Origin of the sequence: Bremerella cremea, from assembly GCF_039541315.1 — a bacterium.
Classification (GTDB): domain Bacteria; phylum Planctomycetota; class Planctomycetia; order Pirellulales; family Pirellulaceae; genus Bremerella; species Bremerella cremea.
Genome location: NZ_BAABFZ010000009.1, coordinates 138,998 through 153,980, shown reverse-complemented (window position 1 = coordinate 153,980; position 14,983 = coordinate 138,998). Strand labels below are relative to the sequence as shown.

The 14,983-nt window shown below is 56.8% G+C and carries 21 protein-coding genes; 10 read left to right on the top strand and 11 right to left on the bottom strand.

Features of this window, described 5'->3' with window-relative positions:
- Positions 1-7: 7 nt before the first annotated feature.
- Positions 8-571: a HEAT repeat domain-containing protein gene (locus ABD890_RS24045; RefSeq protein WP_345095393.1), complete on the top strand. Its 564-nt coding sequence runs from the start codon at positions 8-10 to the stop codon at positions 569-571.
- A gap of 383 nt (positions 572-954) precedes the next feature.
- Positions 955-1,197, top strand: coding sequence for a hypothetical protein (locus ABD890_RS24040; protein ID WP_345095391.1), 243 nt, complete (start codon positions 955-957; stop codon positions 1,195-1,197).
- 26 nt (positions 1,198-1,223) lie between these two features.
- Here the strand turns inward: ABD890_RS24040 and ABD890_RS24035 are convergent, their stop codons facing one another.
- Entirely contained in the window at positions 1,224-1,787 is a 564-nt protein-coding gene (locus ABD890_RS24035; RefSeq protein WP_345095389.1) for a suppressor of fused domain protein, read from the bottom strand.
- Positions 1,788-1,980: 193 nt separating this feature from the next.
- Between ABD890_RS24035 and ABD890_RS24030 the strand changes: the two genes are divergently transcribed.
- The gene (locus tag ABD890_RS24030; protein WP_345095387.1) at positions 1,981-2,763 is read left to right on the top strand and encodes a hypothetical protein; all 783 of its coding nucleotides are present in this window, start codon (positions 1,981-1,983) and stop codon (positions 2,761-2,763) included.
- A gap of 28 nt (positions 2,764-2,791) precedes the next feature.
- Here ABD890_RS24030 and ABD890_RS24025 read toward each other — a convergent pair whose 3' ends face one another.
- The gene (locus ABD890_RS24025; protein WP_345095385.1) at positions 2,792-3,235 is read right to left on the bottom strand and encodes a hypothetical protein; all 444 of its coding nucleotides are present in this window, start codon (positions 3,233-3,235) and stop codon (positions 2,792-2,794) included.
- 291 nt (positions 3,236-3,526) lie between these two features.
- On the opposite strand from ABD890_RS24025, the gene ABD890_RS24020 reads away from it, so the two are divergent.
- Positions 3,527-3,925, top strand: coding sequence for a hypothetical protein (locus ABD890_RS24020; RefSeq protein ID WP_345095384.1), 399 nt, complete (start codon positions 3,527-3,529; stop codon positions 3,923-3,925).
- Positions 3,926-3,980: 55 nt separating this feature from the next.
- On the opposite strand, the gene ABD890_RS24015 is transcribed toward ABD890_RS24020, so the two are convergent.
- The 3 genes from ABD890_RS24015 to ABD890_RS24005 are packed head-to-tail and all read right to left on the bottom strand — an operon-like array spanning position 3,981 to position 5,883.
- On the bottom strand, positions 3,981-4,523 hold the full coding sequence (locus ABD890_RS24015; RefSeq protein WP_345095382.1) for a hypothetical protein: 543 nt from the start codon (positions 4,521-4,523) through the stop codon (positions 3,981-3,983).
- A gap of 59 nt (positions 4,524-4,582) precedes the next feature.
- On the bottom strand, positions 4,583-5,254 hold the full coding sequence (locus ABD890_RS24010; RefSeq protein WP_345095380.1) for a hypothetical protein: 672 nt from the start codon (positions 5,252-5,254) through the stop codon (positions 4,583-4,585).
- A gap of 8 nt (positions 5,255-5,262) precedes the next feature.
- Positions 5,263-5,883, bottom strand: coding sequence for a hypothetical protein (locus ABD890_RS24005; protein ID WP_345095378.1), 621 nt, complete (start codon positions 5,881-5,883; stop codon positions 5,263-5,265).
- A 219-nt stretch (positions 5,884-6,102) separates the two neighbouring features.
- Between ABD890_RS24005 and ABD890_RS24000 the strand changes: the two genes are divergently transcribed.
- The 4 genes from ABD890_RS24000 to ABD890_RS23985 all read left to right on the top strand — a co-directional run bounded on the left by ABD890_RS24000 (position 6,103) and on the right by ABD890_RS23985 (position 8,645).
- Positions 6,103-6,474 carry a DUF2262 domain-containing protein gene (locus tag ABD890_RS24000; protein ID WP_345095376.1) on the top strand — a complete coding sequence of 124 codons (372 nt, stop codon included), beginning with the start codon at positions 6,103-6,105 and terminating at the stop codon, positions 6,472-6,474.
- Between the two features lie 77 nt (positions 6,475-6,551).
- On the top strand, positions 6,552-7,154 hold the full coding sequence (locus tag ABD890_RS23995) for a hypothetical protein (protein ID WP_345095374.1): 603 nt from the start codon (positions 6,552-6,554) through the stop codon (positions 7,152-7,154).
- Between the two features lie 154 nt (positions 7,155-7,308).
- Complete coding sequence (locus ABD890_RS23990) at positions 7,309-7,959, top strand: hypothetical protein (RefSeq protein ID WP_345095373.1); 651 nt, start codon at positions 7,309-7,311, stop codon at positions 7,957-7,959.
- Between the two features lie 221 nt (positions 7,960-8,180).
- Positions 8,181-8,645 carry a tetratricopeptide repeat protein gene (locus ABD890_RS23985; protein WP_345095371.1) on the top strand — a complete coding sequence of 155 codons (465 nt, stop codon included), beginning with the start codon at positions 8,181-8,183 and terminating at the stop codon, positions 8,643-8,645.
- Between the two features lie 76 nt (positions 8,646-8,721).
- On the opposite strand, the gene ABD890_RS23980 is transcribed toward ABD890_RS23985, so the two are convergent.
- From ABD890_RS23980 to ABD890_RS23960, 5 genes are all read right to left on the bottom strand, one after another.
- Positions 8,722-9,264: an Imm5 family immunity protein gene (locus ABD890_RS23980; RefSeq protein WP_345095369.1), complete on the bottom strand. Its 543-nt coding sequence runs from the start codon at positions 9,262-9,264 to the stop codon at positions 8,722-8,724.
- Positions 9,265-9,317: 53 nt separating this feature from the next.
- On the bottom strand, positions 9,318-9,830 hold the full coding sequence (locus ABD890_RS23975) for a HEAT repeat domain-containing protein (protein WP_345095367.1): 513 nt from the start codon (positions 9,828-9,830) through the stop codon (positions 9,318-9,320).
- Between the two features lie 220 nt (positions 9,831-10,050).
- Entirely contained in the window at positions 10,051-10,860 is an 810-nt protein-coding gene (locus tag ABD890_RS23970; protein ID WP_345095366.1) for an anti-sigma factor domain-containing protein, read from the bottom strand.
- A complete protein-coding gene (locus ABD890_RS23965; protein WP_345095364.1) occupies positions 10,857-11,423 on the bottom strand; it encodes a sigma-70 family RNA polymerase sigma factor in 567 nt (188 codons plus the stop codon). The genes ABD890_RS23970 and ABD890_RS23965 overlap by 4 nt, the downstream gene beginning before the upstream one ends.
- A gap of 87 nt (positions 11,424-11,510) precedes the next feature.
- A complete protein-coding gene (locus ABD890_RS23960) occupies positions 11,511-12,002 on the bottom strand; it encodes a fasciclin domain-containing protein (RefSeq protein WP_345095362.1) in 492 nt (163 codons plus the stop codon).
- 354 nt (positions 12,003-12,356) lie between these two features.
- Between ABD890_RS23960 and ABD890_RS23955 the strand changes: the two genes are divergently transcribed.
- Positions 12,357-13,175: a heme-binding protein gene (locus ABD890_RS23955; protein WP_345095360.1), complete on the top strand. Its 819-nt coding sequence runs from the start codon at positions 12,357-12,359 to the stop codon at positions 13,173-13,175.
- Positions 13,176-13,731: 556 nt separating this feature from the next.
- Here the strand turns inward: ABD890_RS23955 and ABD890_RS23950 are convergent.
- Positions 13,732-13,869: a hypothetical protein gene (locus ABD890_RS23950; protein ID WP_345095358.1), complete on the bottom strand. Its 138-nt coding sequence runs from the start codon at positions 13,867-13,869 to the stop codon at positions 13,732-13,734.
- 33 nt (positions 13,870-13,902) lie between these two features.
- On the opposite strand from ABD890_RS23950, the gene ABD890_RS23945 reads away from it, so the two are divergent.
- Positions 13,903-14,934: an AAA family ATPase gene (locus ABD890_RS23945; RefSeq protein ID WP_345095357.1), complete on the top strand. Its 1,032-nt coding sequence runs from the start codon at positions 13,903-13,905 to the stop codon at positions 14,932-14,934.
- Positions 14,935-14,983 lie beyond the last annotated feature (49 nt).

Sequence of the window (14,983 nt, the reverse complement as noted above, 5' to 3'; positions counted from 1 at the left end):
ACGCCCCATGAAACAAAAGCCGCTTGCGTATCTCAAGTCGTTGAATGCGAACTATTCGCAGAAGCTGCATCGCTGCCGCTGGTCGCCTGAAGATGCTCAGGAAATCGTGCCTCGGTTGATTACCTTTCTCGACGACCCGGATCCATTCGTTCAGCAGGAAACGCTGCGGGCTTTGTTCGACATCGGAACGCCAGCCTTGGCGGCCGGGCCACGCGTCGTAGAGCTTACCCGGTCGAGCGAGCTGATGACCAGAATCGTGGCGGTGCAAGCGCTTGGGCAAATCGCTCATACCGATCCCAAGATGTGCATCGGGCCGAGCATCGCCGCGCTGCCTGACTCAGAGTGCCGCGTCCATGCGCTGCGGATCCTCGAGTTCCTCGGACCAGCCGCCGCCGAGGCACTCGACCACGTCCTGCCGTACTTCGACAGCCCTCTCGCCAAACAACGAGCCCACGTCCTGCGCGTCGCCGCGAAGATCGCCCCGACCGACCCGAAAGTGATCGCACTGATCCAGCAAGCCCAAACCGACCGCAGCCAGGAAGTTAGAAAACGGGCCACGAAGCTGGCGTGAGGTGTTGCTGGCTGTGGCTTCGATTTGCATTGCCCAAAAGGGAGCGATCTTGTTGCCATCGTCTCGAAGCTTCGTCTACGCACGTGTCTCACGGTTGGGTTGTGCTCATGAAATCGCTAAATCACCTCGGTGGCATCGGATTCACGCTTGTTGTCGTCGGCGCGATCTTTCTATGTTCGCTGCGTGAGGATTTTGTGAGAGTTGTCAATGCGATAGCTTCGTTGGAATTTCCGCTGCGGGACGTGGATGAATTAACGGAAGTCGAGCGATTTCTCTGGAAGAGTCAGACAATCGCAGCGGAGGACTTTCTATACCGAAGAGGTTTCCGGGGACGCTTGGTTGCGATGCAGGCAGTGGGGCCGCCAGGGTAATGCGAGTTTCATATGGATCTGGAAGATCTGGCAAACCGAGGTTTCATCATCACGCCCGATATGCGGGAGAATAACTCGATCGGTCGCGCCCAGTCTTGCGATCTTCATTTTGAAGCGGACCAAGGTGCCCGTGTCACGGTCTTAGGTTTTCGGGCAGGTGCCCATGCGGAAGGGAAACTTGAAAAACTGCGGCTTCAGACCGGCATTTACCCGCAAGATATCCGAACTCTCCACGTGGGTGCCGGTATCAACTAGCGCAGCCGATCTCGGTCGAAGGATTTTCAGACAACACTCGCCCGTAGCGGGTCGAGGTAGTTGAACTCGGCTTCTTCCCACTTCTGTTCCAGGGCGTCGACACCGAATTCGCGGGCGAAATCTTTCTCGGCCAGCGTGATCGGTACAAGCCACAAGCAGCGGACCGGCGCTTGGGCGTCCGCGACCGACAGCCATTCGAGTTGAGGACCATCGAGGTAAGGGAGCGACAACAGGCCATGCGTACAGTGCGAGGTTGCCAGCCAGGGACGGCCGAAATTCACGGTGTGCCCCAGTCCTAGCGGCCGCGTCGTTTGATGGTAATAGGCGACTGCATAAAGCAGTTCGACCAACAACTCGTCTTCGTACGGTGCGAACAGATGAAGCTCGAGCGGGGCTTCGTCATCTTCCGATGACATGCCACACGTCGCATACGTGACCATCGCCCGCCCTGGACGACTAGCAAACTTCAACACCTGAAACCGGGCGTTCAACGCCTCGGTCGGCCCCAGAGACCACACACACGCCTCGCCCGATACGGACCACTGTTGGGCATAGTGCTGTTGAAGCTGTTGGCGGTACGTCGTTGTCATAGAGGATCGCGATGCATATCGGCCTGAAAGTTATCTTGTTGTTCTAGCCACGGTGCGTCGCCGACGCAATCCAGCGATCGTTCCTTGAGGGCACCGCGTGGCAAATTCGTCGCTCCGACATATCGGGTGTGGTACGATAGGCAGACTGTGCCCACCGGTTTTGGGATCGCCAGTTTACGAGCGTTGTTTCACCATGTCCGACAATCTTCTTTCTCGGCGACCAATCGTGAGTTTGCTTGGGCTGCTGTTGTTAAGTGGTGGAACCGTTGGTTTCGCGGCGCCGCGCACCGACGAGGATGCCTCGTTTGTCGAACTGGTGGTGCAGCTTCGAGCGCGTCGCCATCACGTGGTCGTTTCCTCGACCGAGCCTAACACGATCCAAGACCTGGAACTGAACACGCCTGACAACGACGACTTTCGGCTGCTGCAGCGTGCCCAGGTCACCGGAACACTCATCATTCGCGAGATGAAGAACAAGGTCGTCGGCTGGGACGAGGTGCTGCAAGGATGTCGCCAGCTAACGCGAGTGACGTTCATGGACTGTACCTTCGCCGACGATCGCATCGACTTTCTGGCGGCGTGCCCTGCCCTGACGCACGTGTCGCTTGTCGAAGATTGTCCTCTCGATGGACGCAGTCTGACGGTTTTGAAAGACCTGCCGAAGCTGGAATATTTTGGCGGGGACTGCAAGTCGGTCAATGCACACAGCATGGTCATCCCGGAAGATCATCCCACGCTGTTCGACTTTCACGTGCATGGTGTCCCGATCGACAAGTCGAATTTTCAACGGCTGATGGGCTTGTCGAAGATCAAGTACATTCGCCTCGCCGACAACGGAACGACCGACGCCCACCTGGAAGGTGTGATCCCTTCGGTTTCGCTGGAATCGGTCGATATTCTCTCAGGCATCAGTGACCACGCAGGCACCCAGTTTCGAGAACAGCACGACAACATTTCGTTTCTGTGGGACGAATGATGCCCAGCTCTCGCGCGGGCCAGACACGCTATCGCGGGTCGATCTTCAAACTGTCGAGCATTTGCTGAACAGTCGCCACGGCGGTTGGGTCGGCGGGACGCTCGGTGATGAAGCTGGCGAAGACCAGGCTCTTGCCGTCGGTCAGATACCAGAGGCAGATCAGGTCGTCGTACATCTCGAAGGTGGCCGTGATGCGCTGGACCGGTTCGGAGTGGTAAGTCGTTTCCAGCGGCTCGCCCAGTTCGTACGCTTCGGCGTAGTTTTTCAGCAGTTCGCGGAGCGATGCTTCGTCGATCTGCGGCAGCTCGCCTGACTCGAACATCGCCGCCGAAAACTGGAGCGCTCCGGTATCGGCGTCGCGGTCGGCCAGCGTGATCGGCGGATCGTCGGCGTCGACTTGATCGGTGATGTCCTCCCAGTTCGCAGGACATTGCAAAGAGAAGCCTGGGTAGTGAAGCTCGCGCATGGTCATCGAAAATCCGCCACTCAAAAGGAAACAAGCCTTTGGCCTGATTCCCCGCCAAAGCGATGCCCCAGCCACCAGACCCACGTCAGGCTAGTGTCCCTGGCCCCTGCCGATCCATCAAGGGGAGTTCGCAAAACCTGCCAGTGCGGGGGACGTGCTATCGCATCACGCGTGAAAAGAAATGCGATGGGTCTCATCTTCCGCTATTGTCACGCCGCGCCGTGTCAGGGACAACAAAGCAATCGCGAACGATCTCTCGATGAATCTTCCGCACAGACGAACTTCTTCAGGATAACGATGGACGCCCAGGCAACGACGATCACGATTTACCTTGGCGAATTTGCAGGACGCGATTTTGTCTTCGCGCTCGACCCTGCTGCGGCGAAGAAGTTGGTCGAGTCGAGCTGGCGGTTCGGCGATCCGGCCGAAAGCGAGGATGCCCTAAGCGACCAGTGGGCGAAGGCCGAGGGAGACGATGGTTGGCGCATCCGGGAAGTCAAGGTCGCGGCATTGCTGATTCCGGTGCAGCTTCTTCTAAAGGAAGGCACTGGCCATGTCGCTTGGCGTTGTCCCGAGTGCCAGGTTGCCTACAGCGACGATTGGCTCCCCGGCGATACGCTGCCGATTCTATTGAGCTGCGGCTGCAGCGAGCGGTCGAAGTACCTGGTCGGCGATGGGGACCGTTCGCCTGCGTAGGCTGCTCATCCTTAGAAGCAGATGAACAGTTCCAGCGCGTCGCGATATCCATTGATTAACGCGAGCGAGGCTTCGTTCCCAGAAAGTGCTCGCCATCCCAGCCGAGCGGTTGTAGCTTGCGAACCCGTCGGCGATCGAGGTCCGGCGGGTCGGTGTCGTAAGATTGCAGCCGACAAGACATCAGCGCCGTGGGATCTTCCAGCAGCGCGTCGCGAAAAGTCGACAGCAATTGCTCCGCCGACCAGCCGCGATCGCATTGGCCCCACAGTTGGCACCCGGCCGAGGTGCCATGCACATTGAAAAACGCGAGCGGCTGCATCTGCTTCGAGAAGGCAATAAAGTTGAGGTAGTAACCGCCGCCGTCGTGATGCAGCGTGTCATTCGCTTCGAAGCCAAGCCGCTCGTTCGTCAGAAACATCAATCGAGCGAGTAACCACGAAGCGACCGGAGCCGCACCGAGCGGAGGCAACCGATCCCCTTCGACCAGCAACGCATCGAGCGACGTTTGTTCCACCCGAACCCCATCCGGAAACCGCGAAGCCATCGCCTGAGGATCAACCACAAACCCAACCTCCCCAAACCAAAACACGCCATCCATTCGATGGTTCCTGAAGATAAATGTAGCGATTGGGTGCGAGGGATGTACTCTAGCGGAACTTAATCCTGCAGCGCAAATTCCATGGGTTCGTCCTCCTTCACGCCGCATGCGTCGCGGAAGACTTCGGTGCAGAGGGTGGCGATCTCGGGGGCGGTTGCTGGAAGTGGGAACGACACGTACGTGGTGTCGATGTCGAATTGATCGTCGTGGGTGGTCGTCTCCTCCAGCGGCTGCACGCCGCGGCTGGCGAACAGGGCTTTCACAGCGGCCAGGTTCTGGTGCTGGCCATCCACGGAAAAGCTTAGCTCGAAGCCGCTTTCACCCCGCATGATGAGTAACGCTTCGTGCCCTTCCCGGGCCGAGATGATCAGCGATGGGTACTCGCGCGAAGAGCGAAGCAGCTTCGCGATCAACGGCTCGAACTGGGCGTAGCCATCGTGCGAAACGCGAAGCGGTTGTCTCGGAATCAGATAGAGCAGCCCAATCACACAGCAAAGGGTGCCGGTCAGCACGAGGATCGCCGGCCAGGCCTGGTTGCTGACAATGGTTGGCGGAGACGATTCACCAAACGCCGTGAACGAACGGGTCACCAGCGTGAACGAGCCCTCTTCCTCGGTCAGCTCCGCCGGAATCGCTCGCCGCATCATCACCGTCGCGATCAGGTGCACCAGCGAGAATGCCGTCACCGGCAACAGACCAAACGCCAAGCTAAGCCACAAGAAAGTTTTCATCGGATCGCTTAGTCTGCCTCGGCTTCGTTGTCGTTGCTGTCTTCACGCAGGGCCTGGACGGCGGCGAAGATCTTCGGGGCCAGGCCATCGTCCCAGCCATAGCCACTGAATTTCTTGATCGCCCAGTGGGTCGGCGGAATCATGTGCCCGGTCGCGGGATGCCAGAGCGACGATTCCCAGTAAGGCGACTCGGCCCACCACTCTAACTCGGGCACCATCGCCTGAAGCATCTTGGCGATCAGCGTCCCCAGTTCGATACAGGTAATGAAGTAAGTGTTGGCATCGTCGGTCGGGTCGGACTCGGCGATCAGTTCCGCGATGTTCTGTTCATCGTAATACTGATCGATCGCCTGAATCCAGCGGCCACTCAGCGGCGGCTCGAGTCCGACAAGTTGGCCGAAGTCAGCAATCGCCGCGTCGGTCATGGCGACGGAAAGATGCTGGATGACGCCTGCCTGGGCGTCGGGGTGAAGTCGGCTGAGCTCCGCCGCAGGCTTTCCGATATGATCGCCGTAACACAACAAATCAGGACGCGTTGCCTCGAAGCCGCGCGATGCCAGGTCCGCCTCCGAGTACCACGGCGCGAAGAAGCGTTGGAAGAGATCGTCGCAGTCAGGAAGGTTGGGCATCGGTTCCACTTATCAATGCGGTCAGGTTGGCAAAAGTTGCTTTGAAGTTACCTTTCGCCACGTTCGTCGTCAAACCTGCGCAGCCCCTGAATGGCGACTTTCCTGACGCGTTCGGGCGACGTAAGATACGCATCAACATTCGCCGTGCGGAGGCGCATTCGCTTCTTCTGTTTTGACGGAGCAGCTCAGCGGCGGCAAGCAACGAACAAGGAAGCAGGCATGGATACGATGATGACGGTCGAGGGTCACGAGATTCGCGTGATGGAAGGTCCTTACGTCGAAGCGGGCAAAGCGACTCCGGCCGCCACCGAGTTTGGACGCAAATTGATCGGCATGTTGCCTGCGATGAAGAAGGCGGCGACGGACTCGCTGCTGGAAACCTACAACGATTCATGGGCCGACGAAGAAGAAGGCTTCCCTGAACTCGACGCCAGCCAGTTCGAGGCGAACCTGGTCTCGCCCAAGATCGTCATCTTCGACGACCTGAACGCCGCCTCGGTCTTCTTCGAAGACTCCGACATGTTCGGCGGCCACAGCATCGACGTCACGATTTATGAAGGCAAGATCAAAGGAGCGACGCTGGTGGGTTAGGGGCTGGACCGTGCTGTGGTCATGCAAGCACGCTTACAGCGGGGTAACAGGCTGGCAATCTTGAGGATTTAAACGGCATGGCCCGGGACCGCATCAAATCAATGCGAATCTCACTATCGGGAATGATGGTCGCCATCCTGGTGTTTTGCGCAGGCCTTGGAGTAACTGCCTGGCTACGCAAGGACGCGCACGAAAGGTTGGTTGATGGGAAATTCGCCGATGTCGTTGAGATATACCCGCGTTGCTTTGTGCTTAGCAGAGAGCTAAGGCAAGATGACGAAGTGATTGTTGTTGAACTTCACATTCCTGAAGGCGATTCCTGTTCCATCGACTGGTTGAGTACCGGTCCCGACCTGGAGCTTGCCATTGTTGGAAAAGGAAATGTGTTTGCTTTGAATCCAGGAACGCACAAGATTAAATTCGTGATGCCGAAGGATAAGTTAGCAAAAGTGCAAGTCACCTTGGACGACGAAAAGAAGGTCGTTTGTGAGCTTCCCTTCGAGGTTCCACCGAATGGATACTGGGGAGTCAACGATTTATCGAGACTGGGAGGTGAGAAGAGTTACGTGAAACGCGATTTCGGACAGCCAATCACGATATTGGACGTGTATCTCTACGATTCCGATCAGTTAGACAATCATCTAGGCACGTTTCAGGTCAAAGTAAGTCGTGGGATGTAGAATCCGCAGATAAGTTGTTAGTCGGTAAGTTTGTTCGGCTAGACAAACAAGCAAACCACTGAAAAGGTTCCTCGCGTGCAGTTGTTTCTCCTGGATGATGCGAAAAAAAGGAGAATCGGTTCGAGTAATTGTTTGCGTACCTGATCCATCAAACTTGATCGATTCTGCTCACGCGATCAGGCTGAATACCGCGGATGGTCGATCGCTTGTTTTTCGGGTAGCAGGTGAGTCGGAATTTGCTACCTATGAAGGACAATTCGACACGAAATCGAAGCACTACGAAGAAAGTGTCGTCATCGGCATCCCAGAGAATTGGTTGACGTTTGAGGTGCTCAATCTAAGTGATGGGACTGAAGTTCCTGCCTTCAGTTTTCTGGACGAACAAAGTTGTGTCTCAGTCCAAACAATTAGCATCCTGATTGAAGGAGGTTGCGAAGACACACTGAATAATACTTGGACCTTCAAAGCGAACATTGCTTCCCTCCGCGAATTCGAATTGAGATTGCGCACCGAGTCGCTTGTTGCTTGGTTGTGCGAGGATCAAAGTGAGTTTGAAGAGAGCCTTTACTCCAATAAACTGAAGCAAGTTGCCTCGTCGATAAGAATCGGCCCAAACCTGTTTCTGCCGCTGCAATGTGACATGGGCAATACGGTGGTGGCATGTGTTGTGCACCTGCAAGAAGCCATTGGATCAGGGAAAGTCAGGGCAGAGATGTTCATACCAGATCTTGATTGGGAGTTGCCCGCTGCCGTTGATTTGAAGAACGTCGATGGCGAAACATTGTTAACAGCAACGATCGTTTGAACTTGGGAGGAAATTCGCCCACTTAAAACGTCGTTCAGATCTATTTCCGAAAACGACCGGGTTCATTTGTGGCAAGAGCGACGGACCGGAGTAGGAACGGGATCTAGAAATCTTCACGGAAGCCCTGGTCTGGTGGAAAATGCATGACTTTAAAGGAATCCGGCTAGTCACGTACAGCGTCGATTGGTGAACCTCGGTACGAGCTTCGTGTCTTTTGCGGCATGGGATGTGACGCGTTCGATTCGTATGAATACTACCGGTCGCTGGATCTTGAAAGCCTGTTGGCCATCGAGCAGCAGCAGCGGGGCGATGTCGATTTGCTGGTGCAGATTGGCCTGCGATACATCAAGCGGCAAGACCTTCGTCAGGCCAGCACCTATTTGCACCGGGCCCTGCGGCTCGACCCGAGCGACGCGTGGACACATATCTACATTGGCCACTTATGGTATCGCATTGGCCGCTACGATCAGGCCGCCGAGTCGTTTCAAACCGCGATCGATCTGATGCCGGACGAAGCGTGTCCCTATTGGTGCCTGGGGGATGTCCGCCAGGCCCAAGGCGATTGGCAACAAGCCGAAGCCCTCTATCGCCAGGCCGTCTCAATCGCCCCCGAAAACCGCACCGCGCAAGAGCGCCTGGAGCGGTATCTTCGGAAGCAACAAACGCGTGACGACTTCCAGCGGTGAGGCGGGTTGGTTTGGATCGCGGCAGGATAGAAGTAAGGCGCGATGGAATCCAGCCTGAGAAAACGCTCACCTTTCTCTACGACGATTCGCCAAGCTGTGCGAGGTACCAGGTCCAGAACTCTTTTCGTTTGGAGCGGTCGCCGGGGAAGTCGGATCTCCAATACATGCCGCCTGAGAATGCACATGCGGCGTAGAATGCGGGACCGCAGTCGTCGAGGTCGCCTTCTTCTTCTGGGGTTTCGTTTTCAAGGGACTCATCATGGCAAAGTACATGACAAGCCGCCCACGCTGCGTGTCCGGCACATAGGGCCGGAAAGCACTCGTCAGGCGAGTCCCCTTTCTCACCTAAGAAGTTCTCCAAATCATCGAGCGGCGTGATCTCTGCTCCAAAGTCGAGACCGGTTGTCCTCGATTTCTCGAAGTAGTTGTCCAGCAAATCGAACGGGTCGGTTTCCGTGGGAAAGGACGTTACCCATATCGGTTCGACATGCTTCGCGCACCGGTAGGCCAATACTTCTCGCGCCTTGCGATCGAGCGACCTTAAGATCGACAATCGAACCGGGAACGGCAGTTCGCCATGCTCGTCAATCGCAGCCAGGTATGGAGATGGGGCATTCATGGGCGTGTCTTTAGGAGTTGGTTGTTTCTACGGCATTCGCAGGCAGATCGGTTTCAATTCGTGAGCATATCGATCGCTTCTTGCCGGATGAGATCGACGTCCGAGGTTGTGGCCGACTGGATGGCTGCGATCGCCTCAGGCGTTTCGATCACAGCAAGCGCCTGTAACGCTTTTCGCGGGACGCTGTACCACGGATCATAGCCCCAGCGGTATTCGATCGCCGCGACGAGGGCCGGAACGGAGGCTGGGTCTCGCAACTCGTCCAGCAGTTCGATCGCTTGCTCGTGCCAGCTGTTGCACCGCGTATCCAAGACGATCTCGCACAGCACCGGTACATAGTCCTGACTGAGCTGGAACCACGCCGAGACCATGACCGAGGAAGCCAATTCATACCGCGGTTGCTCAGGAATCACTCGCAACAGCGCAAGCACTTCATCGCTGGAAGGAGGTGTCGCGCGAAGCTCCCGCGTCATTTCTTCCGAGATACGCGTGACTTTCGAATATTCCTTCGCCTCAGAGGCCTCACGACAGCGCGTCTGGTAGCGTTTTAGGAATTCGCTCAACATTGGAAAAACGCTTGGGTTGGATTCGGCAGTTTCGACTTCGACTGAGGTTATATTCCATCCAGGCCACTTGCAAGAAGCCGGAGTGAAAGGTGTCCGTTCGGTCGCTGAGAGAAACCATAGGTCGAACCAAGAAACAGTCACGCACCCGTCGCAGGCTGCTTCGGGTGCGTGATGGTCTTGTCCAGTCAACAGCGATACCCGCGTCGGTTGGCGATCGTTGCTATTTCACTTCTGCCAGCAGCGGCAATCGTTCCCGGGAAGAGACGACCACGCCGCCGGGCTTCTCGATGGTAACGGCGAACAGGTAGGGCTGTTCCACTTTCAGCTTCGCGTCGATCGGAACGATTGTTTCTCCGGTCGAGCTGATGTTGAAGACGCCCCCGTCGATCGGTGTAGCCTCGCTCTGGTTTTTGTCGAAGATCCAGAGTTGGTACTGCTCTTCGGTGGGCTTGTTGATCGGCAGACCACGGAAACGCATGTATCCCTGTTGTTGGCGGTTACTCCACACGACATCGCCGCTGGCACCTTCGACCGGCGTGGGACCGCTCGACCAATCAACGTGCAAATGATCGTTGTCGGCGGCCAGAAGCTGCGCTCGGCGCTGGGCGAGGTCGGGCTGGGGAACGTCGCGCACGGTGGAAGACCACCATGAAAACAAGGCAAACGCCAGGCAGGCAGCCGAGACGAGCCAAGGCCAATATTGGGAGGCCTCGCGTCGTGAGGCATTGGATTGGGGATCTTCGCTACGGGATGGACGTTCGACAGAACCGGCGCGCTTCGAGGCAAGCTCTTGCTCGGCCCGCGCCAGGATGGCTTGCTTCAAGTGCTCGGGCAGATGTTCCGATGGGTGATCGGTCCAGGCCATGTCGAGTGAAGCCACTGCCTTTTCCAGGGAAGCATCGGTCATTCGCGCAGGTTGTCGGGCCAATTCATCAAACTCCGATTGTTCCTCCGGCGACAAGCCGAAGAGCAGCCGCGTGACCTGAAGTTCTTCCCAGCGATCGGATTCTTCGTTCGAGTTGTTGCTCATCGCGCCTCCGCTCCTTTCCGCGGCCGCAATGCTCTTAGCTGCATGCAGTCCCTCAGTTTCACCAGGCCGCGCCGGGCATGCGTTTTGACCGTGCCCAGGGGAATGCCGGTTCGCTCGGAAATGCGCGTCTGCGGTAAGCCATGATAGATCGACAACTCGAGCACATTGCGTTCGTCGCTACGGAGACCTTCCATGCAGGCGGTGGCCCGCGACGCTTCTTCGGCGATTTCAGTCTGAGGTGTCTGGGGGGGCGAAGGGTATTGCAGGGCTTGTTCGTCAATCGGTTGCGAGTCCAATTCGCGGCGGTGCTTGCGGAGCCGATCGATCAATCGCCGTCGCGCCAACATCGCCACGAAAGTCGCTTCTTCCGAAAGCTCTGCCCGATACCGTTCGGCGTTCCGCCAAATGTCGACGAAGATCTCTTGGACGGCGTCTTCCGCGTCGGTGGTGGTGGGCGAAAGGCGGCGTGCCAGCGACCATACCAGGCCGCCATATTTCTCGATGCATGCGGTCGTTGCGGTCGAGTCTCCGGCCGCGATGCGCTGCAAAAGCGAGTTCTCCAACGTCAATCTCCTGAGAGCCATCACAAAAACGCGAGGCCGGCAAACGGGCCGACCTCGCGAATGAACTGTGATTTCAGCGGGTGGGAACTACTCTGGCATGATGACCGAGTCGATCACGTGAATCACCCCGTTCGAGGTCACGATGTCGGTCTTCACGACGTTGGCTTCGTCGATCATGACCTTCCCTTCCTTGACCGTAACTTTGGCGGTCGAGCCTTGGACCGTCTTGGCCTTGGAAAGCTTCACCACATCTTCCGCCATCACTTTGCCTGGCACAACATGGTAGGTCAGAATTGCAATCAACTTGTCTTTGTTCTCAGGCTTCAGCAGCGACTCGACGGTCCCCTTGGGCAACTTCGCGAAGGCTTCGTCGGTCGGAGCAAAGACGGTGAAAGGCCCTTCGCTCTTAAGGGTGTCGACAAGGTCGGCCGCCTTGACCGCGGCAACCAGGGTCTTGAACTGTCCTGCGGCGACAGCCGTGTCGACAATATCCTTCGGCTTGGCGTCTTCGGCGACAGCCCAGGTCGAGGTACCCAATACGGCGGCAAGTGCGATCAAACCAGCAGTTAACATCTTCATAGTCAATTTCCTGTGTTCAGTAAAAGTTTCGTTCGGATGCTTCCGGCCGGAAAGCAATTCAGGTCGACCATTTCAGTCTGTTCACGGTGATATTCGTAACGACTTGGGTGACGGATTCGAATAAGTTGTCCGAGTCGCGTTGTTTCCCAAAAATCGTGGATAAAACACCCGGTTTCCGAGAAAATGAATCTGTCGGTCCGCCTCTGTCGAATGAATCAGTGAAAAAGAGGCTCAATCTACCGGCACACCTGTTGAGGAAGCCTCCGTCTTTCGGTTTCCCCAAGGCGGTCCATCGGAAACAATCCACCAAGCACGTGCCGAAGGGATGCAACTTATTAATGGAGAGATCGAATCATGATGCGTTTGCAGATCGTACTCGCGCTGACTTCCTTGTTCTGTTTGGTGGGCTCAGTCAGCGCCCGGGAATTGGACGAGGGAGATCCTCCATCGCAAGTCGAGGCCGCGAAGTTGATCTCCGAAACGCTCACGCAGGCGAAAGACCAACCGGCGGAAGCTCGAATGGCGAGCTACCAACGCGTCGCCAAGGCTGTCCAAGAGAAGTGCCCCAACAATGTTCTGATTGCCGAAAAACTTCAGGCAGCCGACAATGCCGAGACGCTCGAGAAAGCACTTCGCGAATCGTACGAGATGCTTTCGTTTCAAATGAAGCAAGAGGCCGATTTGCCTGCCGGGTTTCCCGAACCGACACCGGTTGGCGAGATCCGGGTGAAGCACTACCCGGCGTATCGCCTCGCCAGAACGGAATCGCAGAAAGATTCCGGCTTCTTCAAACTGCTGGCCCACATCACGGTCAATCGGATTGAAATGACCGCCCCGGTCGAGATGACCTATCAATCGAGCGACGACAAATCGCTCGAGCAGGTCGACATGGCGTTTCTGTATGGCGACCCAAAGCTTGGCGAAGTTGGTAAGAAGATGGGTGGCGTGAAAGTCGAAGATGTTCCCGCGATGACGACGGTCTGCATGGGGCTCAAAGGAGAAAGCGACCGCGCGAACCTCGCGGAAGTTGAGCAGCGACTGGAAAAGTGGTTGGCCCGCGAGGGTTCCGAATACGAGCGAGCCGGCAAACTACGCCTGCTCGGTTACAACAGCCCACAGGTCGCATCGCAATCGCGCTACTACGAAGTGGAACTACCAGTTCGCAAAAAGTAACGATCCGGCAATTCCCTGCTAGGTATTTCTTACTGGCCAAATGCCAGCGGCATTGGTCCGTTGTGGAAGTGGCCATGATTCATTGCCAGGGTCCGGAGTCGTGACACCTTTGGGGGCAGCGGCTTCGGTCCTAGGCGAGCTGGTGCCATGGGGCTGGATGCTTTGATCCGATTTAGTCTCCCTTCCAGGACTTGTTTTCTTTCCGTCGACGCGTCTTGGTGGTCGCGATCTGTCGGTTTCGTCTTCTCTCGGTTCGCCCCCTGAAAGACGTAGCCACTTCCCTCCCCTGCTCTCCTGGTCGGACCGTTGGCGAACGATCGGCTCATCGACTAGCCGCGCATCTTGCTGGGGAAGCGCAGCGGACGCTGCCACTTTTTCCGGCATGGCCGTCTGTTTGGTAGGCGAGTCCACCTGGCCCCGCGCGTCCATTTCTGAAACCAAGACGGTACCGCGAAGATTCTTACGGCAGGAAACGGCTTACCCTCGAGCGGTTCGTACCCACCTCAAGTGCTTACCTGGAAACGACGTACCGCGTTCATCGAAGGAGAACCAAACTCTACCAGGGCAAGAGGTGGTGGTCGTAAGGCATGACGATTGCCGTTTTAATCAGGCAACGGCACGCTCCATCGAGATCGAACGCCGGAAGCGTGTATTCAATAAAACGCTGATAAATACGCTTATTTTTCCCACGCATCGGAACGGCCTCCGTCCACTGACAAGGTTTCTCATGTCTCATGATTCGCCCCCTTCCTCGGTGACTCGCACCGCGGAATACATCGCCCAGGTCCGCGCTCGCATCGGCACGGTTGTTGTTGGTCAAGATATTGTTGTCGAACGTCTGCTGATCGCCCTGCTCTCTTCGGGGCATCTTCTGCTGCAAGGGGTTCCTGGGCTGGCGAAGACGCTGTTGGTGTCGGTGCTTTCGAAGTCGATCTCGCTCGACTTCTCGCGCGTGCAGTTCACGATCGACTTGCTCCCCTCCGACATTCTTGGTTCCGAGATCCTCGATCAACGTTCGCAAGAGTTCAAAGTTCAGAAGGGTCCGATCTTTACGAACCTGATGTTGGCGGACGAAATCAATCGCGCCGCGCCGAAAGTTCAATCGGCTCTGCTCGAAGCGATGCAGGAACGTAAGGTGACCCTGGGGGGCGAGAACTTCTCGCTGCCCGCTCCGTTTCTGGTGATCGCGACGCAGAACCCGGTGGAACAAGCCGGAACCTTCGAGCTTCCCGAAGCGCAGCTCGATCGTTTCATGCTTTGCCATCGTTTGCGTTACCCGACCCCGGAAGAAGAAATCATTGTTCTTCGTCGGAATGCGAACCTGGGGATCCGCCGCGAAGGTGCCGGAGCGATCGCCAAGACCGAGTTCGACGTTCTCGAAAACGAACCGGTCGGCGATCTCGAGGATCTCATCGCCGCGATGCAGGCCGTTCACGATGTGTATGTCAGCGACACGTTCATCGAACACATTGCGGCGATCGTCGAGAAATCGCGACGCCACCCAGCCCTGGAACTGGGAGCGAGCCCTCGTGCCGGCATTTCGCTGATCAAAGCTTCCCGGGCACGTGCCTTGATCCATGGTCGCGACTACGTAACCCCGGAAGATTTGTACGCGTTGGCCGACGACGTGCTGCTGCATCGTATTCGGCTCACGTACGAAGCGTTGGCAGATGGTTTGACCGGCAAAATGGTCCTGGAACAGATTCTCAGTGAAGTGGGTTACCTGCCTGCGGAATCGAACTCGGCGGTGACCGACTAAACGGTTTCGCGCGTGATTTGCCTTCTCCCTTGTTTGCCAATCCTGCCGG

Bases quoted from the DNA above. Each gene is read 5' to 3' on its own strand.
- ABD890_RS24045 (WP_345095393.1), top strand. From the start codon at position 8: ATGAAACAAAAGCCGCTTGCGTATCTCAAGTCGTTGAATGCGAACTAT.
- ABD890_RS24040 (WP_345095391.1), top strand. From the start codon at position 955: ATGGATCTGGAAGATCTGGCAAACCGAGGTTTCATCATCACGCCCGAT.
- ABD890_RS24035 (WP_345095389.1), bottom strand. From the start codon at position 1,787: ATGACAACGACGTACCGCCAACAGCTTCAACAGCACTATGCCCAACAG.
- ABD890_RS24030 (WP_345095387.1), top strand. From the start codon at position 1,981: ATGTCCGACAATCTTCTTTCTCGGCGACCAATCGTGAGTTTGCTTGGG.
- ABD890_RS24025 (WP_345095385.1), bottom strand. From the start codon at position 3,235: ATGACCATGCGCGAGCTTCACTACCCAGGCTTCTCTTTGCAATGTCCT.
- ABD890_RS24020 (WP_345095384.1), top strand. From the start codon at position 3,527: ATGGACGCCCAGGCAACGACGATCACGATTTACCTTGGCGAATTTGCA.
- ABD890_RS24015 (WP_345095382.1), bottom strand. From the start codon at position 4,523: ATGGATGGCGTGTTTTGGTTTGGGGAGGTTGGGTTTGTGGTTGATCCT.
- ABD890_RS24010 (WP_345095380.1), bottom strand. From the start codon at position 5,254: ATGAAAACTTTCTTGTGGCTTAGCTTGGCGTTTGGTCTGTTGCCGGTG.
- ABD890_RS24005 (WP_345095378.1), bottom strand. From the start codon at position 5,883: ATGCCCAACCTTCCTGACTGCGACGATCTCTTCCAACGCTTCTTCGCG.
- ABD890_RS24000 (WP_345095376.1), top strand. From the start codon at position 6,103: ATGGATACGATGATGACGGTCGAGGGTCACGAGATTCGCGTGATGGAA.
- ABD890_RS23995 (WP_345095374.1), top strand. From the start codon at position 6,552: ATGGCCCGGGACCGCATCAAATCAATGCGAATCTCACTATCGGGAATG.
- ABD890_RS23985 (WP_345095371.1), top strand. From the start codon at position 8,181: ATGGGATGTGACGCGTTCGATTCGTATGAATACTACCGGTCGCTGGAT.
- ABD890_RS23980 (WP_345095369.1), bottom strand. From the start codon at position 9,264: ATGAATGCCCCATCTCCATACCTGGCTGCGATTGACGAGCATGGCGAA.
- ABD890_RS23975 (WP_345095367.1), bottom strand. From the start codon at position 9,830: ATGTTGAGCGAATTCCTAAAACGCTACCAGACGCGCTGTCGTGAGGCC.
- ABD890_RS23970 (WP_345095366.1), bottom strand. From the start codon at position 10,860: ATGAGCAACAACTCGAACGAAGAATCCGATCGCTGGGAAGAACTTCAG.
- ABD890_RS23960 (WP_345095362.1), bottom strand. From the start codon at position 12,002: ATGAAGATGTTAACTGCTGGTTTGATCGCACTTGCCGCCGTATTGGGT.
- ABD890_RS23955 (WP_345095360.1), top strand. From the start codon at position 12,357: ATGATGCGTTTGCAGATCGTACTCGCGCTGACTTCCTTGTTCTGTTTG.
- ABD890_RS23950 (WP_345095358.1), bottom strand. From the start codon at position 13,869: ATGCGTGGGAAAAATAAGCGTATTTATCAGCGTTTTATTGAATACACG.
- ABD890_RS23945 (WP_345095357.1), top strand. From the start codon at position 13,903: ATGTCTCATGATTCGCCCCCTTCCTCGGTGACTCGCACCGCGGAATAC.